We start from the raw sequence: 22,927 nt of genomic DNA, 5'->3' as shown, positions 1-22,927 counted from the left end.
ACCCGCGAGATTTCACCAGATTCCCGTCGACGTCAGAGCGGAGGCTCCCTCCGGAGGCGGCTTCACATCCATCCACGAGTAGAGTCTGGACAGGGCCTGAGCGCGTGAGTTCACCCATGATACTGCCCTGCAGTGGAAGAGGCGCTGTTTCGAGAAACACAAACTGCCGTATCTCAAGAGGCCACATCCATGACGTCGGCTAGATGGGACGGGAGCAGATTCCTCTGGGTGGTCCTGAGCGTGTGGATGGCCTGTGTCGGGTGCCGGTCGAGTCACCTGCACACGCCTCCGTCATCCGTCACGGAGAGGGCGACGGAACACAAGGGCTTGATCGTTGGAATGCGGCGTACGGGATGTGATGGGCTGTGTCCCGTTTATGATGTTCATGTCTATGACGATGGATGCGTTGTGTATGGGGGAATGGAGCACGTGGAGGTCGTAGGGAGGAGGGATTCCCAATTGACTGGGGAGCAGGTTGGACGTCTCAGAACGATTCTCGCCGAGCATGTCCGTACCGCGGAGGTCTACGGAGGCGACACTGCGAGTTTCTTTACTTGTCCTCATGGTGTCATCGGGTTTGCGGGAGTCGTATTGACAGCTCCAGAGGTAGGGGTGGTGAATCCTGTTTGTTATGCTGAGTTCATCTCGAAGGGAGAGACGCCACTGCTTGGTGGGGTGGATTACCTGATCGACGAGTTGCTCGGGACTTCTCGCTGGATTGGATGTGCAACCGGTGTGAAGGGATATGGTGGGTGTTGAGGGATGGATGAGACGGCCACGCGCCTCCTCGACGAGGCGGTCCTGGAGCCCACGACCGCCCACCCTCTCCGCTGCCCCGCACATCAGGCCCGTTGAGCGTCGCCGGGGCCAGAGGACGTCAGACCGGGAGCCCCTCGGCCGCGAGCGCCTTGCGCACCGCCGGACGCGCGGTGACGCGCTCCATGAACGCCATGAGATTTGGGAAGCCGGACAGGTCCACCTTCACGTACTTCGCCCAGCGGGTGACGGTGTAGAGGTAGGCATCCGCGATGTTGAAGGTGTCACCGAAGAGATAGGCGCGCGTGGCCAGGCGCTCCTCGATGAGCTTGTAGCGTTTGAACAGGTACACCGTGCGCTCCTCGCGCGTCACGTCCGGCGTCGTCGGCTGGAAGAGCGGCGCGTACGTCTTGTGCAGCTCGGAGTTGATGTAGCCGAGCATCTCCTGCACGCGGTAGCGCTCGCGGCTGCCCTCCGCGGGCACCAACCCCGCCTCGGGCCGCAGGTCCGCCAGGTACAGCACGAGCGCCGGGCCCTCCGTAAGGACCTCGCCCGGCTCCAGCTCCAACGCGGGCACATAGCCCTTCGGGTTGATCTTCCAGAAGTCGCCGCCCGACTGGAGGACCTTCGTCTGCGTGTCGACCTTCTCGAGCTGGAGCTCCAGCCCCGCCTCGTGCGCGACGATGTGGGGAGACAGCGAGCAGGCGCCCGGGGCGAAATAGAGCTTCATTGGCTTCCTCGGAATGAGTGGGAACGACGGCACATCCCTAACGGGCCTGGTTACCTTTGGATAGCAACGCGACTAAGGTAAGCGCACTTTCCACTCACCTCCTGGTAACTCCACTCACCTCGCGGTAACCGCCCATGTCCCTGAAGCTGAGGAAGAGCAAGGCCCCACCCCCGCCCCCGGGCTGTCCCATTCATGCCTGCATGTCGTTGCTGGGCGGAGCGTGGACCACCAGCGTCGTCTGGCAGCTCTCCGGTGGCCCCCGGCGCTTCGGGGAGCTGCTCCACGACATCCCCGGCATCTCGCCCAAGGTGCTCACCACGCGGCTGCGCGAGCTGACGGCGAAGGGCGCGGTGACACGAGAGGTCCTCCCCACCTCGCCGCCCTCCGTGGAGTACGCCCTGTCCTCGCTCGGCCTGGAGCTGGTGCCGGTGATTGACTCCATCGTCCGGGTGGGCACCCGGCTGCGCGAGATGACACTCGCTTCGCATCGCCACGACAAACCTTCCTCTCGGCGATGAGGCGCGGGTGGTGGGAGACCTCGTGGTCCACGATTCCACCGACCAGGGCCACGGAGGCGGTGAGGCTCAACGAAGAGGTCGCGGACAGGGCCCCAAAACCACTGGGGCCCTGTGGGGGACGTTCAGGACACGTCCCACGAGCCCCCGGCTACAGCGGCGGCCGTCCATCCACCAGCGGAGCCACCTCCTCCAGCCCCGTCGACGTCAGGGCGGAGGCGTCCTCCGGCAGCGGCTTCGCATCCATCCACGCGTAGAGCCTGGACAGGGCCTGGGCGCGGTCTGGAGCGGCCAGGAGGCCGATGAAGGCATCTTCATGGTTGGTGTTCGGCGCGGTGAAGCGGAACGAGTCATTGCGCTCGCGCACCTCGAACGCCCCGGCGGACCACGGGTCGGTCTCCCCGTAGATGAACAACATCCGCTCACCCTGCTGATGAACCCAGCGCTCCACGTCGCGCATGAGTCCCTGAGAGAAGGGCACCTGCACGGGGAATGACAGATACGTGGCGGGCACGTCCTGGCGCGGGTAGCTCAACAGGCCGCGCAGGTGCTTCGTGGGGAAGCGGTTCCAGCCCAGCTCCGTCGCGCTCTGGTAGTAATAGGGCGCGTAGTAGAGCACGCCCGAGTCCGCATAGCTGACGTCCATGTGGGTGACGTTGCCGACGAAGTCGAGCATCTCATTCGCCGGAGCCCCGGGCAGCGGGACGGTGTCGCAGCGAGACTCACGCTCGTACATCCAGAAGTAGAACGACGACTCGACGATGGCGAACTCCAGCGCGCGGTCCATGCCCAGCAGCGTGAACTCCATTCCATACGACTCCAGCACCCGCAGCAGCTCCTCGCGGCGCCGCAACGCGTCCTGCTGGAAGTCCCGCAGCCGCGCACGACAGGCCTCACTGCCCACCTGGTCGAGGAAGCGCACGAAGCGCTTGTCCTTCAGCCCATGGAGGCTCGGGGCCACGTACGCCACGGTGGCGTCCACGTCGTCCGGGTAGAAGTAGCGGTGGTACACGGCGGACATGCCGCCCTTGCTCGCGCCTGTCGTCAGCCAGCGCCTGGGATACATCGGCTTGAAGGCCTGGATGATGCGGTGGTAGTCGCCCGCGGTCTGCTCGATGTCGAGCTTCGTCCAGTCGGCCGACTCGGGCCGCGAGGAACTGAAGAAGCGCTGCTCCACCGACAACTGGTTCGCATCCAGCAACATCGTCGGCTCGGACTGACCGGGAGTCGTGCGGATGGCGTAGCCCGTGCCATACACCACCGTGGGCGCATCGAACGAGCGGTGCAGCAACGTGGCGCGCAGCCAGAACCACTCGCCGTCCTGCGCCCGGTGGTCCACGGGCTGGGCGAACCAGAGGGTGAAGAAGCGCGTATTCGGAAAGGGCGAGACCTTCTCGCTCGCCACCACCACGTCGGGCATCGCTCGCAGCCGCTCGAGGATGTCGTCCGACTCCGCCCCTCGCTCCAGCACCCCTACCTCTCGCGCGGGAGGCTCGACGACTCCAGGCTCGACTGGCTCCGCTCCACCACAAGCCTGTGACACCACGGCGGCGAACAGCAGCCAGGCCGCCCTGAAACCACCCGTCTTCTTCATGGGAACATTCCTCGCGATGCGACTCACTCCACGTCTCGCGCGTGGAGCGCCGGCCCTGGTGCCGCATCAACCCGTCACCGCGCGAAACTGCGCACGGCCCCCCGCATTCAGCGCCCCAACGTCGCGCACGTCATGCAGTAGCGCGCCTCGGGAATCGCGCGCAGGCGATGTCTCCCCATGGCACCCCCACACCGCTCGCAGCGGCCGAACTGGCCCCCGGCGATTCGCTGGAGCGCCGCGTCGATGTCGAGCAACTCCTGTCGCTCCGCTTCGGAGAGCAGCGAGCCAGGCTCCGGAACACTCGGCGGGGGTCGGGCCCGTGACCTCAGGCGTTCGCCACGTTGCACCAGGGCGTCCCGCGCCTCACGAGCCAGACTGTCCATGCTTCACTCCCGCCACCCCACGCCGGGCGCATCCGTCGCGTCCACCGCGACCGTCCTTCCCAGCGGAAGAGTGGAGGTCGGGCACTTCAGAAAGCATGCCACTTCACTCCAGAGCCACCCGTCGTCCCCCACCCGCAAGGCTTGCGCGCCCCCCGAGGACGTCCGCAGCCCTTGCGGAAGTCCGGCCCGCCCGCCTGCCCTGCCGCTACTGCTCGAAGGGATAGATGACCTTCCAGTCCTTCTTCATGTCCACCAGGTACCAGCCGCGCCGAGGCGCCTCGTCCAATCCCCGCGAGAGCTTCCCGATGTGCGCGTTCCGGTCATACGCCCACTCCCGCTCCGCGTCGGTGTGGTGGACGAAGAGCCCGAAGCGCGGCCCCGTGCCCGACGTCGTCCACTCGAGCATCTCGAAGTCCCCATCCGAGTTGCCGAAGGCCGCGAGCGGACGCCGACCGACGACCTGCTGGATGCCCACCGGCTTGCCGGCCTTGTCGTTCATCAAGTCGAGCTCCGGCAACAACAGGAGCGCCGGCGTGCCATCCCGGACCTCGTAGCGAAGCTTCGCCCGACTGCCGATGACCTGCTCGGGGGGAATCCCATACACGCGCTCGGCCCAGGCGCGCATGAAGCCCACGTCGCCTCCTGACACGATGAAGGTCTTGAAACCATGGGCCCGCAGCAGCGCGAGCAACTCCAGCATCGGCTGATAGACGAGGTCCGTATAGGGCCGGTTGAACCTCGGGTGTTTCGCCGTGGTAATCCAATCCTTCACGGTGACGTCGAACGCCTCCGTGGTGACACCCGAGTGCGTCGCCGCCAGCAACTGCATCAGCCCGCGCTCACCGCTCGCGGCCACCGCCTTGAGGTCGCCTTCGAGCACGCCCTGGAAGGGCTGTTGGTGCCTCCACTCGGGATGCTGGGGCGCGAGCGCCTTCACGCGGTCGATGACGAAGGCCAACTCCACGGCGAGAGGCTGCTCGGTCCACAGCGTGCCGTCATTGTCGAAGGTCGCGATGCGCGCCTCGGCGGGAACGAAGTCGGGCCCGCCCTCGCGGGTGACACGCTCCACGAAGTCGAGCAGCGCCGCCTTCGTGGGCCCCTCGTTCCACGAAGGCAACGGGTCCCCTTGTCCGGAGAGCCCCGAGCCGCCCCGCGCAAGGGTCGAAGGCTCCGGGGCGACGTGCTGCGCGGACTTGCAGCCCACCGAGACAAAGAGGGCACACAACGTCACCGCCAGCCAGGAGCGGGCCAAAGGCTCCCATCGATACCCGCGGCCCGGCGTTCCCCGCAGCGAAGCTCCGTCCATGGCATTCCCCCAAGAGGCCATGTGCGTCACGAGCGGCCTCACGCCGCAACCTGCGCATCCCCCCATGGGTTTCCATCGTTCCGTCGAGGACCGGAAACACGCGGTGCTTCACGGAGTGGGTCCCCGCCACCCTAGACTGAGCATGAACGGTCGACACCGTGGGGAAATGTTTCCCTGACAGCTGTCCTCCATCCGCGCATCACCTGCACACAGGGATGAGACCTGCCTGGCTGGCTCGTCTTCCCAGCGGGGGCACCCACACCTCGTCAGCCTCCCGGACAAGCGTCGGGTCCGGTTCCACACTGGGCATGTGGATTGAACGGGCCGCGCCCCATGCGAATGAAAAAACAGTGGTTGCTTTTATCACTTCTGGTTCCATCACTCGCGACCGCGCATGACCTCGACTGTGAGGTCAGCGTCAACGAGCAGTCTGACCTCGTCGTCCGCGAGTACCCCGCCACGCTCACCTTCAGACAGGTGGTGAGGAACATCCATCCCACGCTCCCGTCCACCCTCCAACAGGCGACGGACCCATTGCTGGAGCCCCTGGGTTGGTCCTTCACGCCTCCGCCCCCGGTGACGATTCCCGTCAATGACTCCCTGACGTACGAGTTCACCGTCACCGTGGAGAGCCTGGAGGACTGCGCGCGCATCGGACAGGTGCCTCCGTCGGAATCGGTGGAGTTCACGGACACACTCCAGATTGGCTGGGACCAGGGCATGGCGACGTGCTCCGCGCGAGTCCAGTGCGTGCCGGCCGACACCTTCGTCTGTGATGACACCATCTACGTGTCCTCCAGCGCGGGGACGAACACGGAGTTGATGACCCTGGACCCGGTCACCCTCGCGACGACCCCGGTCTCCAGCACCACCGAGTTCGGCTACGACGCCATGGGGCTCAGCCACATCGACGGCTATCTGTATGCCATCAGCAATCGCAACCTGTCCGGCGACCCCATTCCCCATGTGGTCCGCGTCGACCGGGCGGGAAACATCGAGGACCTGGGAGGCCTGCCGGAGCTGGCTGGCCAGGAATGGATTGTCGGCACCATCATGGAGGATGGCAGCTATGTCATTGGTTCATTCCTGGGGAGCCACTGGCTGCGCCTGAATACCAGCACCCTCGAAATCCTGGGCCAGGGGACCCTCCCCACCACGACGCCCACCGCCTGGGCCACCAACCCGCTGGACAACAAAATCTACGGCTACCAGAGCTTCCTGGCCCGGATGAGCGTGTTCGACCCCTATACCGGCGTCCTCACCGTTTTTGGTCCCGTCCTGGGCAACGTGGGGATTCAGCCCTGCTCCTGTGCCTTCCAGCAGGATGGGACGTACCTGCTCTACTGCTACACGTCGGACCCGACGCTCGACGCCTTGTTCGAGGTGGACCTGGTCAACGGCGGCGCGACGCTCCTGGGCAGCACCACGTCGCTGGCCGCTGGAGACATGGCGTCCTGCGCGTTCCCTCCCACGGAGGGCGCGGCGCCCGCCGTCCGCCCCGCGGGCTATTACATGACTCACGAGGCCGCGCTGGAGCGCTGTCTGGCCCCGGGCCCCGTGAAGCTGGGACTCCTTCCGGCCATCGTGACGAAAGAGGACGCGCTGCGGCTGCTCTGGTCGTCACCCGCCTTCACCTTGGGCGGTGAGCAGCGCTCCGAGGAGCAGGCCACCCGGCACGCCCTGGCCAGACAGACGCTCACCGGGGTCTGCAACCAACGGCTGTTCGGTGGCACGCCAGAGCTTCAGCGCCTGCTGCTCGACGCCTCCACCACACTCGGCCGCACCCAGACCCTGTCACGTCTCGAACGACACCTCGGCGCAGCCAATGGCCGGGGACTCGATGTCGCGCTGCCCTTCTCCCTTCGGAGCCGCGCGACGCCATCCCATGCGCTGGAGCAGCTCCAGCCCAGGAGCTCGCCATGAAGAAGACCGTTTCCAGAATCCTCCCGCTCGTCATGTTGCTGTGGGGTGTTGGCCTTTCCGCGTGTGGAGACAGCGCCCCGGAACCTCGGCGCTATGAGCTGCGCCTCCAGGGAACCTCGAATCGCTTCTCCACCACCTACCTGACCGCGAACGCCGTGCAGGTGACCCTGGGAGGAGTGCCGCTGCGCACGGAGCTGCTGACGTCCTCACAGCGGATGGACGTGGCCAAAGCCACCCATGCGCACCTGGTGGCGTACTTCTGGCTCATGCCCGAGCAGGCCCGTGGCGCGCTGGAGGCCACCGTGACGCTGGATGACTTCGGCGCCTTCGAGGGCTCCGACGGCTCCGCGGGCTTCGTCGATGCCCGGAGTGCCCCGCTCCGCCTGAAGCTGGAAGGCGCCGCGCTGGAGCGCAATGGCCGGGCCGTCATCCACCTGGACCTGGACAGGTCGCTCGGCGCCGAGCGACAGGGGAGTCGTCCCCTGCTCCCCCATCTGCGGCTGGTGTACTGAAGCCCTCACCCCGTCAGGGCATGGGCCCGGCCCCCGAAAGAGGGACTGGCCATGGACGGGACGGCAGGGGCGCGGAGCTTGTGCGCGGCAGGCGACGAGGCCGAAGACAGGCATCGACTTTTGGCGCGGGACGGGGCAAGCCAGGACTCCTATGCGCCCGCAACCTTCCGGTCCCCCGCCCGAGCGGGGCCTGTTCTGCAACCGCACCCTCAACCTGCGCGCCATCAAGGCCGTGGGCTACGACATGGACTACACGCTCATCCACTACCGCGTGGAAGCGTGGGAACGCCGCGCGTACGAGCACATCCGAGACAGGCTCGTGGCGCAGGGCTGGCCCGTGGGTGACCTCCAGTTCGACCCGGCGCTCGCCATCCGGGGCCTCATCATCGACACGGAGAAGGGCAACCTGCTCAAGGCCAATCGCTTTGGCTTCGTGAAGAAGGCCCTGCACGGCACGCGCTCCATGGACTTCATCTCCCAGCGCGACGAGTACTCCCACACCGTCATCGACCTGCACGAGCGCCGGTGGGTGTTCCTCAACACGCTCTTCTCGCTGTCTGAGGCGTGTCTCTATTCGCAGTTGGTGGACCGGCTGGACGCGGGGCAGTTGCCGGGGCCCATGGGCTACGCGGACCTCTACGAGCACGTGCGGAAGAATCTGGACGCCACGCACATGCAGGGTCAGCTCAAGGCGGAAATCATCGCCGACCCGGAGCGCTACGTGCTGGATGACCCGGAGACGCCGCTGGCGCTCCTGGACCAGAAGAACGCGGGCAAGAAGCTCCTGCTCATCACCAACAGCGAGTGGGCCTACACCGAGCCCATGATGCACTTCGCCTTCGACAAGCACCTGCCCGCGGGCATGACGTGGCGGCAGCTGTTCGACGTGGTGATTGTGTCCGCGCGCAAGCCGGAGTTCTTCACCACCCGCTCCGCGCTCTTCGAAGTCGTGGAGACCCAGGGCGAGGCGCTCCTGCGTCCGCACTCCGGTCCCTTCAAGCCCGGCACGCCGTACTTCGGTGGCAGCGCGCTGGAGCTGGAGCGCCACCTGGGGGTGAGCGGCGACGAGATTCTCTACGTCGGAGACCACATGTTCGGCGACGTGCACGTGTCCAAGAGCGCGCTGCGCTGGCGCACGGCGCTCATCCTCCGCGAGCTGGAGGACGAGGTGCGCGCCATCGCCGGCTTCCGCGCCACCGAGGTCCGGCTCGCCGAGCGCATGGTGCTCAAGGAGAAGCTGGAGTGGGAGAGCTGCCAGCTGCGGCTGGAGCTCCAGCGGCGCCGAGCGGACTACGGGCCCCGGACGGAGGCCCCCCCGGAGACGGAGCTGGTGAGCCGGCTGGGCGAGCTGCGCGAGTCCCTGGAGGCCCTGGACGCGGAGCTGGGCCCCATGGCCCGCGCCGCCACCGAGCTGTCCAATCCCATCTGGGGCCTGCTCACCCGCGCGGGCAACGACAAGAGCCACCTGGCCCGCCAGGTGGAGCGCTACGCGGACATCTACACGTCACGCGTGTCCAACTTCCTGTTCGCCACGCCCTTCGTGTACCTGCGCAGCCCGCGCGGCAGCCTGCCGCACGACCCGAGCCTCCCCGGCGGCACCCCCGTCTTCCCCGCCACCGACAGCGGCGGCGGCATGGCTGACGCCGAGTAGCCAGGCGCGCCCGGGCCTGCCTGCCTGCCCAGGCAGACAACCCAGGTGCGCGGAATCACTGGATTTTCGTTCAGTGCCCCTGAACGAGGGGCGGGCAGGCATTTCCCCTCTGAAAGGCCGTGTCAGACCCCCCAGCTAAGAGTTGGGGGGTGAGCCACTCGAACCAGAACAGCTCTTCAACGCGCGTGCTCGAGCAGCGGAACCTGCTCGGAGGGATGGACCTCAAGCCCGTGCTCGGCCGTGGAGGGCGCAGGCGCGCCCGCAGCTTCCATGTCGCCACGGAGAAACGGGTGGGCTTCGCCGCGGCGCTGGCGCTGGTGGTGGCGCATGGCCGCGAGAAGGCCAAGGAGATTGGCGTCACGTCGCTCAAGCAGTGCCCGCGCTGCGACCACGTGGGCCCCACGGAGCAGGACTTCGGCTACCGCATCATGCGCGGTGAGCGCCGTCCCCAGTCCTGGTGCCGGGGCTGCCGGGGGCTGCACCTGGAGACCGAGGCCAGCGAGTCCACGCAGACGACCAGCGTCTCGCACGGCGAGGAGGGCTGGCTGTTTCCGCCCGAGACGACGACGAGCACCCGCCCGCCCCGGCGTGGCAAGCGCTCGTCGACGTGAAGCAGGCGGTTTGAAGTCTTCCGCCGAGGGCAGCGGGTTCCAGGCCCCGGGTCGACCCCGTGGCCGGGCCCTCTCCCTCGGGGGGACGACGGAGCGGCTGGGCGGCTTCCAAGCACGGAGCACAGCCCCTGCTTCCGTCCCTGGAGGGGGTTGGAAACGCCGTGGCGCCGTCCTTACCTCACCAGGGAAGGAGGGCATCATGGCGGTTCGGACCAAAATGGCGGGAATGAAGAACAAGCGACGGGTGGCCTCGGCGGACGAAGCACAGCCCAACGTCCAGGCCAGCCACGGGCGGAAGACACTCCCCCGGGATGAGGCGGCCGCGCTGCGCCGCACGAAGAACCTGTCGCGAGTGACGCTCGGCCCCGCGGCGGAGTCACATGAGCCCAAGAGCCAGCAGCGGCGGCGCACGTCGCTGAACGGGCGCAAGAAGGCGCCCAGCGAGATGGCCATCAAGCATCGGGGCGGGCCGCGCAATCGCGCGCGCCTGCACGGCGGCTGACACCCCAGCCAGGGCCCCTTTCCACGGCCACACCGCCCCGTCCGGAAGCACCGGGCGCGGGCGGTGTCGTCGTTTCAGGGGCGGACTTCAGCTCACGGCGCGCTGGCGGCGCAGGCGGGTGACGAAGGCCTCGAAGGCGACGTAGGACAAGGGCAGCAGCAGGGAGAAGGTGACGGTGAGGCCCGTCAGGTACGGGAAGGCCAGGGGCTCGCGCAGGTGGGCGCCGATGGACGCGAAGAGGCTTCCGGGGTCCGTGAGCACGTGCCAGCTGTTCCACCGCTCCACCCGGCCCAGGTAGATGCCATAGCCGCACAGCAGCGAGGTGACGCCGACGAAGGCCCAGGCGCCAAACCGGCCCCAGCGCTCCTCCAGCCACTGCTTCCATATCTCCAGGGACAAGAGGCCCAGCATCCACCCGGTGGCGGCGAACAGGGCGAGCAGGGCCGCGTCGAACCACAGCGGGACGACGGGCCGCTGGTGCAGGTGGATGAAGTCGGTGAGGAGGTAGGGCGCGTTGGGGAACAGCGCGAGCCAGCCGGCGGCGAGCGGCGCCAGCACCCAGCCGCGTCCGTGGCCCCGCACCATGAGCACCCGCGCGACCAGCGCGAGGGTGTAGGGGGCCCAGGCGAGGAACAGGTTCCACGCGAGGAAGGCGAAGCTGGCGCGCTCGCTCCAGTCGAGGCGGATGGCCAGCAGGCACGCCGCGAGGACGGTGCACAGCACCGCGGGCAGCAGGCCATGGCGACGCGACACGGACAGCAAGGACATGGAAGTGGACATGGCGTGCGGTGACGGGGCCGCACTCCGTGGCCCGGGGACCACGGTGGGACGGCGCCAGGAGTGGATGTTGCCAGGGAGCTCCGACAGCGGAGCCCGTTGCCGTCGACCTTGAGCAATGCGTGGGCCAACGCCCTGTTCAGATGACCCCGTTCACGGAGGTTCGGTTCCCTTCTCGGCGGACGGCCACGCGCGGGCCCGGTCTTCGAGGGCTCCGTGGCCCTCAAGGGCCGGGCGGCCAGAGCGCGCTCACTCGAGGGTCCTCGGGAAGATAGACGACCCAGATGCGTTCCCCGGGGCGACGCTGGACATCCAGGGCGTGCGGGGACGGCATGTCACCGTGCAGCAGCTCACCATGCACGGTGAAGACATACGCGAGCCGCGCCACGCTGCCCGCCTTCACGGACGGAACGAAGTCTCGCTCCACGCGGGTGAGCTCCGCCGCCGCGGGCAGTCCCCAGCGCAGCGCGCGCAATCGCTGACGCTGCTCGCGCCGGAGCGCTCGGGGCCAGGCCGTGCGCCGCAGCACCATCCCGAGCCCACCGAGGATGGCGGCCAGCACACCCAGGGGCCGCAGGTAGGCCACCGCCACCGGCACCATCAACACGGCCACCGTGAGCAGGAAGGTGCCCAGCGCGTGCCGCGAGCTGCTCGCCGGACGCCACACGGCCTGACGCTGCGCCCTCGTGAGCGCACGCGGCGGCAAGGGCGGCGGTACTCCTCGGGCCGCGCGCAGGACTTCCGTCAAGGAGCCTCCACACTCCGCGCAGCGCTCCTCGGGGCCCACCAGGACGACATGCGCGCACGTCGGACAGACCAGACGCGCATCCACGGACTCCCGCGTCGGCTGGCCGTGTCGTTGCATAGCGCTGAATGGGAGCACCACCCCGTGCTCTCACGCAACCAGGCCAGGGGATGAACCCTCTGCGGAATTCGCAGCCTGGGATGCGGAATCCGCATCGCCACACGCAACCAGCACCCGAGGTCGTCCATGAAAACCACCCTCCTGCTGTCCTTGCTTCTCCTGTCGGCCTGCAGCGGACTCAAGACGGGCTCCACGGCCCCCGCGTCAAAGAGCGACCCCTTCGCCTTCGCCTCCTCCAATTCCAAGCCCACCTGCACCGCGGAATCGGACATGGTCTTCTGCGCCCACCACATCAAGTCCTGCGGACACGTGACCGGCGCCGACTCCTGCGGCAAGACACGCACCACGTTCTGCGGCACATGCCCTCCTCCCATTTCGTCGTGCGCCCGCACCTGCATCCCGCCCAAGACCTGCGGCGGAGCCGGTGTGCCCGGCGCCTGTGGGTAGCTTGAGCCACGCCCTGCTCCGGAGGTCGCGACCCGCGCCATGAGCACGGGGCGCGCCTTCGGGGCGTCGTGCGCCACCGCCGAGGCGAGGCTTCAAATCGAGGGAAGAACAACCGTCAGGAACAACGACGCCTCGCCGTCGATATGAACTGAGCGCGCCCGTCCGAAAAGGTCCTACACGCTCATCAATGACGGTTCGAGTCCGTCCACCTCCACTTGTTTATGGGGGTGACGCCGCGGGTGCGGCACCTGATTCGTAATCAGACTCAAACGGCTTGTTCACTCGGGCGCGCTCAAGCCTCCCCTTTCGTGTCATTTCATCCCACGGACGACCCACCGCTTCAGTGCGGGCTCGGGCGTCGCCGTGGACCGGGCCTCTGATTCAGCTCCGAGGCACTCCCGACAGCGCCAGCACCCGTGACTCCAGGTCCGGATGACTCGCGAGCGACTGTTCGACCCAGGTCGAGACGAGCTGAGCGACGTCGGCCTTCGCCTCCGGATTCGCCAGCTGCTCCTGCGTGGGCCCGTACCACACGGTGTCAGGCACGACGAGCTCCAGCACTGCCGTGAGATGTCCCAACAGCGCGGCATCCGTGAAGGACAGCGCCTCCTGCTCCGGGCCACGGGCCTTCATCCTGGCACGCAGCGCCTTGCGCAAGCCCAGCAGGAGCCCGTCATGGTGCGTGCCATCGCGTGTGCACTCGCGCACGTTCGCCCACGACCTCACCCCGGAGCCAGGGGCTTCGCCCCACTGAAGCGCGAGCCGCACCCGTGTCGTGCCCGCCTGCCCCTCGAAGCTCCAGGGCGCATGGATGGGACGCGAGGACTCGGAGAACTCGGCGCACAAGTCCGGGAGTCCCCGCTCGCGCCGGTAGCACTCGTCGAGCCCGGACACCGCGTCGCGGAAGCGCCAGGTGAGGCCCGCGTGAAAGGCTGAGAACGACGAAAGCCGATCCCTCAACCACTCCACTGCGAATCGGTGGGGCTGGTCGAAGATGGCGGCATCCGGCATGAAGGTGATGTGGAGGCCCGAGTCCGAGGCGGATGGTGTCGCGCCGGGTGCGATGGCGTGCGGCTCGCCCTGGGGAAGCCCCTCCCTGAAACACTGACGCCAGCGCTGTCCCCCGACCCAGGCGACGACCTCGAGCGACGAGGCGAGCGCGTTGACGAGTCCCAGGTCCACATGGGGCACCGGAAAGATGACGCCTCGGGGCATTCCGGGCGGCCTCACCGCATTCATGTCGAAGTTCACGAACGTGAGCCACCGCCCGACATCCGCGATGGGCGACGTGCCGGAAGCCAGGGGCCATGGCCAGCCATCGAAGGAAATCTCGCAGGAGCCATCCACCCCCAGGGACAGCGAAATCTCCCGCACCCGCCCTTCCCTGCCCGCGATGACTCCCAGCAAGAGGAGGGATTCAGCAAGCCGGGACAGGCCGTATGTCGCCGTGTCGCCGATGTACATCCCCGGCCGCCGACGGATGGCCTGACGCAATTCCTCTCCAACGAAATTCATGCGCGGACAATACCAGACACGGTTCCAGGACTCAGGTGCCCATCGCCCGCGGAGCGCGATTTTCGAGGGCCGAAATCAACGCCGCCGCTTGACTCCCGCCAGCGCCAACACCCCGAAAATCACGAGCCCTGGAGCACTGGAACAGCCTCCCCCGGAGGCCTCGTCCGGTGCCTCGGGCTCGGGGTCGGGAGGCAGGGGTGTGCAGGGTGTGAAACAACGACAGGCGTCGTCTCCCTCCGACTCCAACCGGGCGCAGAGCCCTCCTGCTCCGCACATGGCGTCCTCGGTGCAGGTCGCACCGAAAGAGCCCTCTCGAAGCGCGGGCAGGAGGCATCGACCTGGCGCTCCCTCCGTCGCGACACAGGTGAGTCCAGAGGGGCACTCGGCGTCTCGCTCGCAGGCTTCACGGCACAGCGCCTCGGGCTGAAGCGTGGGCTCCGTCGCCGGTGGAGCGCTCGCGAGAAACGGGCGGATGAAGTCCTCCAGCAACGCATCCACTCGCACGTTGACGGCTTCGGCACGACAGGCCACGTCACCGCTCACGGTGAGCCCGATGAGGACTCCGTCGCTCGCGAGCACGGGGCCTCCGCTGTCACCCACGCAGCTCATGCCCGGTGCGGGACCTGCTCGAAAGGCCGCAGGCTCCACGCTCGTCACCTGGAGCGCGCCCTGGCGCCGACGGCCCGACGGCGCATTCGCGTCCTTCGTGTCGCCATACCCCACGGCTCGCACGTGCGTGCCCACGGACATGGACACACCGACACCAGGAAGAGGCACGGGCGCGACATCGACAGGAGCAGCCAGTCGCAGCAGCGCCGCGTCATAGGCGTGGGTGCTCGGAACATAGCTCGGATGGAGGGTCGCTCGAGAGACACGGATGAAGCGGCCCGAGACCTCCGGCGTCGGCGACAACACCGTCCCGAAGAACACCTCGTGCGCCCCCTCCGCACCGAACAGGTCCAGACAGTGCGCCGCTGTCAGCACCACGTCCGGCGCGATGAGTACTCCAGAGCAGAGCAGCAACGGTGACTCTCCGCCGCACCGTGTCCGGCGAGCAACCAGCGCCACGGTGCCGACATCGTCGGGCGCGTCCGTGCCCTGGACGATGCGACGCGACACCTCGCCTGGAGGAACATCTCGCACCTCGGGCGCTTCCGAAACGGGCGCACACGCGACCAGTCCCACCAGCACCAGCAACACCATGCGAGCAGGAGGACGGCCACGACACGAGGAGAGGTGCGTCATGCTGGAACCAGACGTCATGGCACGCCTCGATGTCGTCGTTCGACAGCGTTGGCTCGGTGGATGTGGCAATCGAGCATCAGGCGGTGCACGGTGCCCTCTCCGGCGAAGCCCGGCCCCGAGGAACCCCGATGCCCTTGTCGATTCGACCCGAGACTCCCGCCGACAGCGCCACCATCGAGCGCCTCACCACCGCCGCGTTCCTGGACGCCCCGCACACGAGCCACACCGAGCAGTTCGTCGTCAACGCGCTCCGACGGGCCGGAATGCTGTCCGTGTCCCTGGTCGCTGAGGACGATGGTGTCATCGTCGGTCATGTCGCCCTTTCACCCGTTCGCCTCTCGTCCGGAGAGGAGGGCTGGTACGGCCTGGGGCCTATCTCCGTGCTGCCCGAGCGCCACGGCCAGGGCATCGGCGCCCGGCTCATGACGTCCGCGCTGGCTGAACTGCGCGCCCTCGGCGCATCGGGCTGCGTGCTGCTCGGCGACCCGGCCTTCTACCAGCGCTTCGGCTTCCTGCCTCGACCGGGCCTGGTGCTGCCCGACGTGCCCGCCGAATACTTCCAGGCGGTCTCCTTCACCGGCCATTGGCCCGTCGCGCAGGTGACCTACCACGACGCGTTCAACGCGACGGAGTGAGCAACGGCCCTCACGGAGCCGGGCGTCCTTCCCGAGCGGCCTCCGCCGCCGCCGCTTCGGTCAGCGTGCGGAGTTCCTCGCGCAGTCCCACCAGTCGACCATGGTGACGATTGAGCAGGGTCTCGAGCTGGTGAACGCGCCCCGAGTCTCCCCGAGCCTCCGCCAGCTCCCGCTCGTGCTCCAGCCGCTCCACATCACGCCCCAGCAGCGCGGTGATGTGCGTCGTCTTCTCCAGCTTCCACTGCGCCGTCTGGGGCAGCTCCGGCTGAAGCTCGTCATTCGTCTGCGGCGGAGGATTCGCCACCTCCGGCTCCGGCGCCACCTCCCCGGGCCGCAGCGCCACCACGGTGGCGTCACGCGGAGCCGCCTGGGACTCCGGAGGGGACTCGGGACGAGGCACTGCCGCCGCCACGGTGGGGCTCGGCGCGGGCGATGACGGAGGCGGCGCGGAGGCAGCCTCCCCCATCACCTCGGGAGCCTCGGAAGGGGACGAGCGCCACAGCAGGCCCAGCGACACGGCCACGCCCAGCGCCACTGCCGCCATCAGCATCAGTCGGTATCGAGTCTTCATCGCTCGCCCTCTTCAGAAACGCACGCGCCAGCCGCCGGCCTGACGCTCCACGCGCAACAACCACGGCTCCTTGCCCACCTCGCCGTCACGCGCGATTCGCGCCCGCACCAGCACCGCGTCCGAATCCCGTCCGTCCAGCTTGGACTCGACGATACCGACAAGCGACAGGCCGTGCTCGTGCATCTCGCGCACGGCCTCCTCACACGGACGCATGCTTCCCCCGGTGGCGAGCAGCGGCCCCAGCACCGCGCAGTCCTCCGAGGGAAGCGCCTCGAAGAAGCGCCGCACCGTCTCCTCCGCGGCCTCCGTCTTCGAGGCCGTGGACGAACACGCGAGCAGGGCCCACACGGCCCCGCTCACCCACACGCCCCTGCTGCCACGACGGATGCGCATGTCTCAGTAGCAGTTGGAGGCGAACAGCTCGTCGTCCGTGGCGGACACGAACTGGTCATCACACCAGGCGCTCGCCAGGACGTGGCCGTTGCGCACGCAGCCGTCGTGGTTCGTCGCATCCAGCGTGTACTGCGTGTCACCACCACAGCCACCGCCGCAGCGACCGAAGCAGTTGCCCATCACCTTCGGGCGGGACCAGTGGTCCGGCTCGCCGCACAGCCAGGAGCTGCCGCTCAGGTAGAACTCATCCCCGCCGCACGACGTGTGGTCACCGAGCTGGGCGATCTGCTGGTTGCCCGCGTAGCTGAAGCCACCCTTGTTGCAGTCGTGCTTCGCATACGAGTACCAGTTGTAGACGCCGCCGCAGCTGCCGGTGTTCTTGCCATTGCAGCGCGCATAGCTGCACAGCATGGTGTAGCCCCGGCCCTGCTCGCCCATCACCGTGCGCTGGAGCTCCACGGTGGACGGATGCTGCGCCCACAGGCCCACCGCGCGCCGCAGATACATCGCCTCCGGAGCCGCCGCGTCACCCGTGGGCAGCTGGGCGCTCAGCGCGTCGTAGAACGCCGACAACAGCTCGCGGTCCGCGTCCGTCAACTGCGTGTCCGCCGCGCCCTCGTCCGCGAAGCCATCCATCGTCGACACACCACTGGCCGGGTCCAGCAGACCCGCGAGCGTCATTCCTCTCAGCCGCACCTCCAGCCGGTAGACACCGGGCTCCACCTCTCGCGCGGAGAAGGCAACCTCGCCTCCGTCCCGAGCGAAGGTGCCACGCGTGTCGCCCGTCTCCGAGGACAGCGTCAGCCCCTCCTGCCGAGACTGAACCGTCTCACCGCCGCCAGAACCACCACAGGCCCACAGCATCAACGTCGCGACCGCACAGAGCGCCTTGCGCATACCGTTGCATTCCCTCCGGCCAGGGGACTTGGCCCCGAAAGACAAGCGGTGGTACCGGGCGCTCCTCGCTCACTCAAGGCCGGGTGCGTCACGGCTCATCCATCCCCGCGTGAAACACCTGGATGTCTCACGGGTGCAGAGGGACCCGGCCCAGACTTCAGCGTGAGACAGGCACACGGAAGACTGGCAGCGCACCCGCGACGCGCTCCAGGTCCACACCCCCTTCCGGGAGGGACTCCCGGGTGCCGATGACGAGCAATCCTCCTGGCGCGAGCCGGGCCACGAGCCCCGCGAGCACCTCGCGCTGGAGCGACGGCGCGAAGTACGTGAAGGCGACGTTGCGACACAACACGAGCTGGAACGGCCCCTCCTGCATGCGGGCTCGCAAGTCTTCATGGAGGAAAATGAGACCGTCACGGTACTCGGAGGTGAGACATGGCTCGGTGTCGGAGCCAGGAAAGGCTTCGGTCCGCCAGTCGGCCGGAAGCTCGCGCAAGGTGCCGCGCGGATAGCAGCCCTTTCGGGCCCGGGCGAGCAGGGCTCCGTCAGCCTCCGTGGCGACCAGCTCCAACCGCGCCCGCGGAAAGCGCGGCAGGAGTCCCAGCCGGAAGAGGATGCTCACGGTGTAGGGCTCCTCGCCGGAGGCACAGCCCGCGCTCCAGACTCGCAACACGGGGGACGACTGGAGGAGCGCGGGGAGCAGCTCGTCCCGCAGCGCATCGAAGACGCGCGCGTCGCGGTAGAAGCGGGAGATGGTGACGCGACAGAGCGCGTCCAGCACGGCCCACTCCTCCGGGTCCGAATCCAGCCGTTCGCGATACGCGGCGAGGTGCGGGAGCCCCAGCGCATGGAGCCTTCGGCCCAGGCGCTTGCAGACCTGCCCGCGCACCCGGTGGAACCCCTCCAGCCGCAATCGCAGCCGGGGCGCGGCCCACCGCAGCAGCTCCGTGCAGTCGTCGTCCTTCACCGCGCGCTCCCGCTCATGTGTCCACTCTCCAACCCCGTCACCGTCACCACCACCGTATGCCTCCTGCCCGCGCTGGCGAGCCCATCCGGAGAATGTCAGGCACGCCGGGGGACGGGCGAGCGAAGCAGGCCGGGATGTGGCATGACGCTCCGGCGTTTGCGTTGGAACCTGGAGGAATCTGCCCTTGAAGAGACTCACTGCGCTCACCCTGTCGGCGGCCCTGGCGGCGGTCGGCTGTACGCATGGCACCGCGGCCACCGAGCCGACCACCCCTCCCGAGCAGGCCGCCGCGCCCGCCGCGCCCGTTCAGGAGGCCGCGCCCGCCCCTCAGCCGCTCCCTCCGCCTCGCACGGCCGACGTGCTCTCCGGCACCGCGGAGGCGTTCAGCGCCGCGTGCACCGCCGACATCGAGCGGGCCCAGGGCCAGGTCGCGGCGCTGAAGAAGCTGGACGCGCGCAAGGACGGCAAGGCGGTGCTCGCGGCGTATGACGAGGCGACGGGTTCGCTCGTCTCCGCGGCCAACCGCTCCAGCCTCGCCCGCGAGGTCCACCCGCTGCCGGCCTTCCGCGACTCCGCCCGCGAGTGCGAGCAGCGCGTGGACACCACCAACGTGGATATTTCGCAGGACCGCGGCGTCTATGACGCCCTGTCCGCCGTGGACCTGTCGCAGGCGGACGGGCCGACGAAGTACTGGATGGAGCGCACGCTGCTGGACTTCCGTCGCGCCGGCGTGGACCGCGACGACGCCACGCGCGCCAGGGTGAAGTCGCTGAACGAGGAGTTGCTCAAGCTGGGCCAGCAGTTCGGCAAGAACATCGCCGAGGGCGTGCGCCAGGTGTCCCTCACGCCGAAGGAGCTCAACGGGCTGCCCGAGGACTACGTGAAGACGCACCCGGTGGGGAAGGACGGCAAGGTGGTCATCACCACCAACTACCCGGACTACTTCCCCTTCATGACGTACGCGAAGGACGGCAAGGCGCGCGAGAAGCTGTGGCGCACCTACCGTCAGCGCGCGTTCCCCGGCAACCAGGAGGTCCTGTCGCAGCTCATCGCCAAGCGCTACGAGCTGGCCACGCTGCTGGGCTATCCGAGCTGGGCCGCGTACACCACCGAGACGAAGATGACGCGCACGCAGCAGGCGGCGTCGGACTTCATCGACCGGCTGGCGGCGGCCACCCAGGCGCGCGCGAAGCAGGAGTTCGCGGACCTCTTGGCCCGCAAGAAGAAGGACGTCCCGAGCGCGAAGACGCTCGAGCCGTGGGACCAGGACTACTACGAGGACCGGCTGCGCGCGGAGCGCTTCGGATTCGACTCGCAAGAGGTGCGGCCCTATCTGGAGTATGGCCGGGTGAAGGCCGGGGTGATGGACATCACCTCGCGCATCTGGGGGATTACGTACCGCCGCGCCGACGACGCGAAGGTGTGGCACCCGGAGGTGGAGGCCTATGACGTGCTCGAGGGGAGCACGCTCCTGGGCCGCATCTACCTGGACATGCATCCGCGCGACGACAAGTACAAGCACGCGGCGCAGTTCGACCTGGCGTCGGGTCAGGCCGGCAAGCGGCTGCCGGAGGGCACCCTGGTGTGCAACTTCGCGCGGCCAGGCGAGCTGATGACGCACGACGAGGTGGAGACGTTCTTCCACGAGTTCGGCCACCTGCTGCACGCGGTGTTCTCCGGCAAGCAGCAGTGGAGTGGCATCACCGGCATCCGCACGGAGTGGGACTTCGTGGAGACGCCGTCGATGCTGCTCCAGCAGTGGGCGGGCAATCCCCAGGTGCTGAAGGAGTTCGCGAAGCACCACCAGACGGGGGCGGCGATTCCCGCGGAGATGGTGGAGAAGCTGAACGCGTCGAAGGAGTTCGGCAAGGGCCTGTGGGCGCGGCGGCAGTTGTTCCTGTCGGCGGTGAGCCTGGATTACTACTCGCGCAAGCCGGGCTTCGACACGACGACGGCGCTGGTGGAGCAGCAGACGAAGCTCAGCCCGTTCAAGCACGAGCACCGTCCGGGGACGCACTTCGAGCTCGCCTTCGGGCATCTGGATGGGTACTCGGCGGCGTACTACACGTACCTGTGGTCCTCGGTCATCGCGAAGGACCTGGAGACGGAGTTCCAGAAGAACGGGTACCTGGACCGTGAGACGGCGATGAAGTACCGCCGCACCGTGCTGGAGCCCGGTGGCTCCAAGCCCGCCGCGGAGCTGGTGAAGGACTTCCTCGGCCGCGACTACGGCTTCGAGGCGTACCGCGCCTACGTGGACGCGGCGAAGTAGCCACACGAGATGTTCTTGGGGAGCCCGTGTGTCACGGGCTCCCCTCGTGGTCTTCCTTCGCGAGCGCGGCTTCGACTTCCGCTCCCAGCGGGTAGATGACCAGGTGCCGCGAGGGCTCGCTGCCGTGGCTCACCGCTTCCAGCGGATAGCGGCTCACCAGGCGATGCTGGAGCTTGCGCACCCGGGACTGGCGCGGCGACAAGGCCACCGAGATGCCTTCGCCCAAGGCCCGCTTCACCGCGTGCTCGGCCTCCGCGATGGCGTCTCGGACTTCTTCCTCGTCCACGCCCTCCAGCACGTTGAAGAAGCCCTTCAGCGCCCGACGCAACTCCGTCGAGCTGGCGCGCTTCACCGCTTCCACCCGCGCGCCCGTCTTCGCCACCACCCGTCGCATCCTCGGGTCGTTCGCGCGTGAGCGCAGCGTCACCACCAGGTCCGCGGACTCCAGTCGGCTTACCAACCGGACCTCCACCGGCAGCTCGCGCAGCACTCGGAGCAGCAGGTCTCGATTCACGCCGTGCGGATAGAGGCGTGTGAGCCCCTTGGGCTCCTCGGCGGGCCATGCGTCGGGGGAGTCGTCGGCACGGCGCGGAGCGAAGCGCGTGGGCCGTGACGCGGAAGGCATCGAGGCGCCCATCGTGCTCCGAGAGTCCGGCGAGCCGATGCCCAGCGCAGTGACGCCAGCTCGCGTGTGACGCTCGGCATCCGCTTCCGTGAGCGGCATGGGGGGCGCGACGGATTGCTCCGTCCCGGCATGAGCGCCCGTCACTTCCTCATCATCCAGCGAGGCTTCGTCGTCCTCACCCACCAGGTGCTCGCTTCGGCGTGTGTCATCCGCGTGCGAACTCTCCTCCGTGCCAGCGGACTGAGTGACGCCCGTCTCCAAGATGCGTCCTGTCCTTGGCTCGCGGCGCGCGCCTCCCTCGCCAGCGGGCTGCGTGACGCCCGTCTCCGAGGGCTGACCGCGCAGCGCGCCTCCCTCGCCAGCGGGCTGCGTGACTCCCATCTCCGAGGGCAACCCCATCCTCGACGCGCGCAGCGCGCCTCCCTCACCAGCAGGCCTCGTGACGCCCATCGGTACAGCACGCGCCGCGGGCCGCTCCGCTCCCGAGCCCGTCCCCACCGGACGTCTCACCATCGGGCCTCGCCCCAACTCCACCGGAGGCAACGCCTTCGCCGGCTCCACCTCCACGCGCCCCGTCACCGCGTCCTGCCTTCGCCGCTCGCCACCCACGTCCTTGCCGGCCAGCAACCGGTCCACCGCATCCGCGGTGTCCGCGTGCACGCGCACCTCGTCGCGGCTCACCATCTCCACCACGATGTCGAACGTGGGCGGCGCCTTGCGCTCGCTCACCGTCTTCTGCGTGCGCCGACGCCGTGCCTCATCGTCGCTCAGCGTCACCGTGTGCACCCCGCCCACGAGGTCCGACAGCGTCGGGTTCAGCACCAGGTTCTCCAGCGTGTTGCCATGCGCCGTCGCCACCAACTGCACGCCCCGCTCCGCGATGGTCCTCGCCGCCGACGCCTCCGCCGAGGTCCCAATCTCATCCACGATGATGGCCTCGGGCATGTGGTTCTCCACCGCCTCGATCATCACGTCGTGCTGCCGGTCCGGCCGCGACACCTGCATCCGCCGCGCTCCACCAATGCCCGGATGCGGCACGTCCCCGTCCCCGCCAATCTCGTTCGACGTGTCCACCACCATCACCCGCTTGCCCAGGTCATCGGCGAGCACGCGCGCCACCTCGCGCAGCTTCGTCGTCTTCCCCACCCCGGGCCGCCCCAGGAGCAACAGGTTGCGCCCCGAGCCGATGAGGTCCTTCAACATGTCGATGGTGCCGTAGACCGCCCGCCCCACCC

General features: G+C 68.2%; 22 protein-coding genes. 9 read left to right on the top strand and 13 right to left on the bottom strand.

Going from position 1 to position 22,927, the window contains the following annotated elements; genetic code table 11:
• Positions 1-189 precede the first annotated feature (189 nt).
• The gene (locus HUA75_RS47910; protein ID WP_371746099.1) at positions 190-759 is read left to right on the top strand and encodes a DUF6438 domain-containing protein; all 570 of its coding nucleotides are present in this window, start codon (positions 190-192) and stop codon (positions 757-759) included.
• A 118-nt stretch (positions 760-877) separates the two neighbouring features.
• Here HUA75_RS47910 and gstA read toward each other — a convergent pair whose 3' ends face one another.
• Positions 878-1,486 carry a glutathione transferase GstA gene (gstA, locus tag HUA75_RS12390; protein ID WP_174486527.1) on the bottom strand — a complete coding sequence of 203 codons (609 nt, stop codon included), beginning with the start codon at positions 1,484-1,486 and terminating at the stop codon, positions 878-880.
• Positions 1,487-1,620: 134 nt separating this feature from the next.
• Here gstA and HUA75_RS12385 point away from each other — a divergent pair, with 134 nt between their 5' ends.
• Positions 1,621-2,004, top strand: a complete 384-nt coding sequence (locus HUA75_RS12385; RefSeq protein WP_141646175.1) for a helix-turn-helix domain-containing protein — start codon at positions 1,621-1,623, stop codon at positions 2,002-2,004.
• Between the two features lie 148 nt (positions 2,005-2,152).
• Here the strand turns inward: HUA75_RS12385 and HUA75_RS12380 are convergent, their stop codons facing one another.
• The 3 genes from HUA75_RS12380 to HUA75_RS12370 form a co-directional block, all read right to left on the bottom strand.
• Positions 2,153-3,595 (bottom strand): S28 family serine protease, encoded by a 1,443-nt coding sequence (locus HUA75_RS12380; protein WP_174486526.1) that lies wholly within the window; start codon positions 3,593-3,595, stop codon positions 2,153-2,155.
• Between the two features lie 107 nt (positions 3,596-3,702).
• Complete coding sequence (locus tag HUA75_RS12375) at positions 3,703-3,978, bottom strand: TraR/DksA C4-type zinc finger protein (RefSeq protein WP_141646173.1); 276 nt, start codon at positions 3,976-3,978, stop codon at positions 3,703-3,705.
• 205 nt (positions 3,979-4,183) lie between these two features.
• Positions 4,184-5,230: an HAD family phosphatase gene (locus HUA75_RS12370; RefSeq protein WP_254627547.1), complete on the bottom strand. Its 1,047-nt coding sequence runs from the start codon at positions 5,228-5,230 to the stop codon at positions 4,184-4,186.
• 387 nt (positions 5,231-5,617) lie between these two features.
• Between HUA75_RS12370 and HUA75_RS12365 the strand changes: the two genes are divergently transcribed.
• From HUA75_RS12365 to HUA75_RS12345, 5 genes are all read left to right on the top strand, one after another.
• Positions 5,618-7,207 carry a hypothetical protein gene (locus tag HUA75_RS12365; RefSeq protein ID WP_174486524.1) on the top strand — a complete coding sequence of 530 codons (1,590 nt, stop codon included), beginning with the start codon at positions 5,618-5,620 and terminating at the stop codon, positions 7,205-7,207.
• The gene (locus HUA75_RS12360) at positions 7,204-7,719 is read left to right on the top strand and encodes a hypothetical protein (RefSeq protein ID WP_141646170.1); all 516 of its coding nucleotides are present in this window, start codon (positions 7,204-7,206) and stop codon (positions 7,717-7,719) included. Before HUA75_RS12365 ends, HUA75_RS12360 begins: the two co-directional genes overlap by 4 nt.
• A 151-nt stretch (positions 7,720-7,870) precedes the next feature.
• A complete protein-coding gene (locus HUA75_RS12355) occupies positions 7,871-9,370 on the top strand; it encodes an HAD-IG family 5'-nucleotidase (protein WP_174486523.1) in 1,500 nt (499 codons plus the stop codon).
• A 149-nt stretch (positions 9,371-9,519) separates the two neighbouring features.
• Positions 9,520-9,981, top strand: coding sequence for a hypothetical protein (locus HUA75_RS12350; protein WP_371745788.1), 462 nt, complete (start codon positions 9,520-9,522; stop codon positions 9,979-9,981).
• Positions 9,982-10,180: 199 nt separating this feature from the next.
• Positions 10,181-10,483, top strand: a complete 303-nt coding sequence (locus tag HUA75_RS12345) for a hypothetical protein (RefSeq protein ID WP_141646167.1) — start codon at positions 10,181-10,183, stop codon at positions 10,481-10,483.
• 87 nt (positions 10,484-10,570) lie between these two features.
• Here the strand turns inward: HUA75_RS12345 and HUA75_RS12340 are convergent, their stop codons facing one another.
• The 4 genes from HUA75_RS12340 to HUA75_RS12325 form a co-directional block, all read right to left on the bottom strand.
• Positions 10,571-11,251, bottom strand: coding sequence for a DUF1361 domain-containing protein (locus tag HUA75_RS12340; RefSeq protein WP_254627546.1), 681 nt, complete (start codon positions 11,249-11,251; stop codon positions 10,571-10,573).
• Between the two features lie 232 nt (positions 11,252-11,483).
• Positions 11,484-12,008: a hypothetical protein gene (locus tag HUA75_RS12335; protein ID WP_254627545.1), complete on the bottom strand. Its 525-nt coding sequence runs from the start codon at positions 12,006-12,008 to the stop codon at positions 11,484-11,486.
• 945 nt (positions 12,009-12,953) lie between these two features.
• The gene (locus HUA75_RS12330; RefSeq protein ID WP_254627544.1) at positions 12,954-14,087 is read right to left on the bottom strand and encodes a DNA gyrase subunit B; all 1,134 of its coding nucleotides are present in this window, start codon (positions 14,085-14,087) and stop codon (positions 12,954-12,956) included.
• Positions 14,088-14,162: 75 nt separating this feature from the next.
• Positions 14,163-15,350, bottom strand: a complete 1,188-nt coding sequence (locus HUA75_RS12325) for a trypsin-like serine protease (protein WP_254627543.1) — start codon at positions 15,348-15,350, stop codon at positions 14,163-14,165.
• A 110-nt stretch (positions 15,351-15,460) separates the two neighbouring features.
• On the opposite strand from HUA75_RS12325, the gene HUA75_RS12320 reads away from it, so the two are divergent.
• A complete protein-coding gene (locus HUA75_RS12320; protein WP_174487006.1) occupies positions 15,461-15,967 on the top strand; it encodes a GNAT family N-acetyltransferase in 507 nt (168 codons plus the stop codon).
• Between the two features lie 10 nt (positions 15,968-15,977).
• Here the strand turns inward: HUA75_RS12320 and HUA75_RS12315 are convergent, their stop codons facing one another.
• The 4 genes from HUA75_RS12315 to HUA75_RS12300 form a co-directional block, all read right to left on the bottom strand.
• Entirely contained in the window at positions 15,978-16,538 is a 561-nt protein-coding gene (locus HUA75_RS12315) for a hypothetical protein (RefSeq protein WP_174486520.1), read from the bottom strand.
• Between the two features lie 12 nt (positions 16,539-16,550).
• The gene (locus HUA75_RS12310) at positions 16,551-16,931 is read right to left on the bottom strand and encodes a hypothetical protein (RefSeq protein WP_141646162.1); all 381 of its coding nucleotides are present in this window, start codon (positions 16,929-16,931) and stop codon (positions 16,551-16,553) included.
• Between the two features lie 3 nt (positions 16,932-16,934).
• A complete protein-coding gene (locus HUA75_RS12305; protein ID WP_174486519.1) occupies positions 16,935-17,828 on the bottom strand; it encodes a hypothetical protein in 894 nt (297 codons plus the stop codon).
• A gap of 157 nt (positions 17,829-17,985) precedes the next feature.
• Entirely contained in the window at positions 17,986-18,795 is an 810-nt protein-coding gene (locus HUA75_RS12300) for a CheR family methyltransferase (protein WP_174486518.1), read from the bottom strand.
• A gap of 184 nt (positions 18,796-18,979) precedes the next feature.
• Here HUA75_RS12300 and HUA75_RS12295 point away from each other — a divergent pair, with 184 nt between their 5' ends.
• A complete protein-coding gene (locus tag HUA75_RS12295) occupies positions 18,980-21,067 on the top strand; it encodes a M3 family metallopeptidase (protein ID WP_217446061.1) in 2,088 nt (695 codons plus the stop codon).
• A 31-nt stretch (positions 21,068-21,098) separates the two neighbouring features.
• Here HUA75_RS12295 and HUA75_RS46630 read toward each other — a convergent pair.
• The coding region (locus HUA75_RS46630; protein WP_254627542.1) for a R3H domain-containing nucleic acid-binding protein at positions 21,099-22,927 on the bottom strand (1,829 nt) is incomplete at its 5' end.

Source organism: Myxococcus sp. CA040A, from assembly GCF_013336725.1.
In the GTDB taxonomy this organism is placed as follows: Bacteria; Myxococcota; Myxococcia; order Myxococcales; family Myxococcaceae; genus Myxococcus; species Myxococcus llanfairpwllgwyngyllgogerychwyrndrobwllllantysiliogogogochensis.
The sequence above is the reverse complement of the archived record's forward strand: the minus strand, read 5'-3'. Positions and strand labels throughout refer to the sequence as shown.

Coding starts and splice junctions, on each gene's coding strand:
- HUA75_RS47910 (WP_371746099.1), top strand. CDS start 190: ATGACGTCGGCTAGATGGGACGGGAGCAGATTCCTCTGGGTGGTCCTG.
- gstA (WP_174486527.1), bottom strand. CDS start 1,486: ATGAAGCTCTATTTCGCCCCGGGCGCCTGCTCGCTGTCTCCCCACATC.
- HUA75_RS12385 (WP_141646175.1), top strand. CDS start 1,621: ATGTCCCTGAAGCTGAGGAAGAGCAAGGCCCCACCCCCGCCCCCGGGC.
- HUA75_RS12380 (WP_174486526.1), bottom strand. CDS start 3,595: ATGAAGAAGACGGGTGGTTTCAGGGCGGCCTGGCTGCTGTTCGCCGCC.
- HUA75_RS12375 (WP_141646173.1), bottom strand. CDS start 3,978: ATGGACAGTCTGGCTCGTGAGGCGCGGGACGCCCTGGTGCAACGTGGC.
- HUA75_RS12365 (WP_174486524.1), top strand. CDS start 5,618: ATGCGAATGAAAAAACAGTGGTTGCTTTTATCACTTCTGGTTCCATCA.
- HUA75_RS12360 (WP_141646170.1), top strand. CDS start 7,204: ATGAAGAAGACCGTTTCCAGAATCCTCCCGCTCGTCATGTTGCTGTGG.
- HUA75_RS12355 (WP_174486523.1), top strand. CDS start 7,871: ATGCGCCCGCAACCTTCCGGTCCCCCGCCCGAGCGGGGCCTGTTCTGC.
- HUA75_RS12345 (WP_141646167.1), top strand. CDS start 10,181: ATGGCGGTTCGGACCAAAATGGCGGGAATGAAGAACAAGCGACGGGTG.
- HUA75_RS12340 (WP_254627546.1), bottom strand. CDS start 11,251: ATGTCCTTGCTGTCCGTGTCGCGTCGCCATGGCCTGCTGCCCGCGGTG.
- HUA75_RS12330 (WP_254627544.1), bottom strand. CDS start 14,087: ATGAATTTCGTTGGAGAGGAATTGCGTCAGGCCATCCGTCGGCGGCCG.
- HUA75_RS12325 (WP_254627543.1), bottom strand. CDS start 15,350: ATGACGTCTGGTTCCAGCATGACGCACCTCTCCTCGTGTCGTGGCCGT.
- HUA75_RS12320 (WP_174487006.1), top strand. CDS start 15,461: ATGCCCTTGTCGATTCGACCCGAGACTCCCGCCGACAGCGCCACCATC.
- HUA75_RS12315 (WP_174486520.1), bottom strand. CDS start 16,538: ATGAAGACTCGATACCGACTGATGCTGATGGCGGCAGTGGCGCTGGGC.
- HUA75_RS12310 (WP_141646162.1), bottom strand. CDS start 16,931: ATGCGCATCCGTCGTGGCAGCAGGGGCGTGTGGGTGAGCGGGGCCGTG.
- HUA75_RS12305 (WP_174486519.1), bottom strand. CDS start 17,828: ATGCGCAAGGCGCTCTGTGCGGTCGCGACGTTGATGCTGTGGGCCTGT.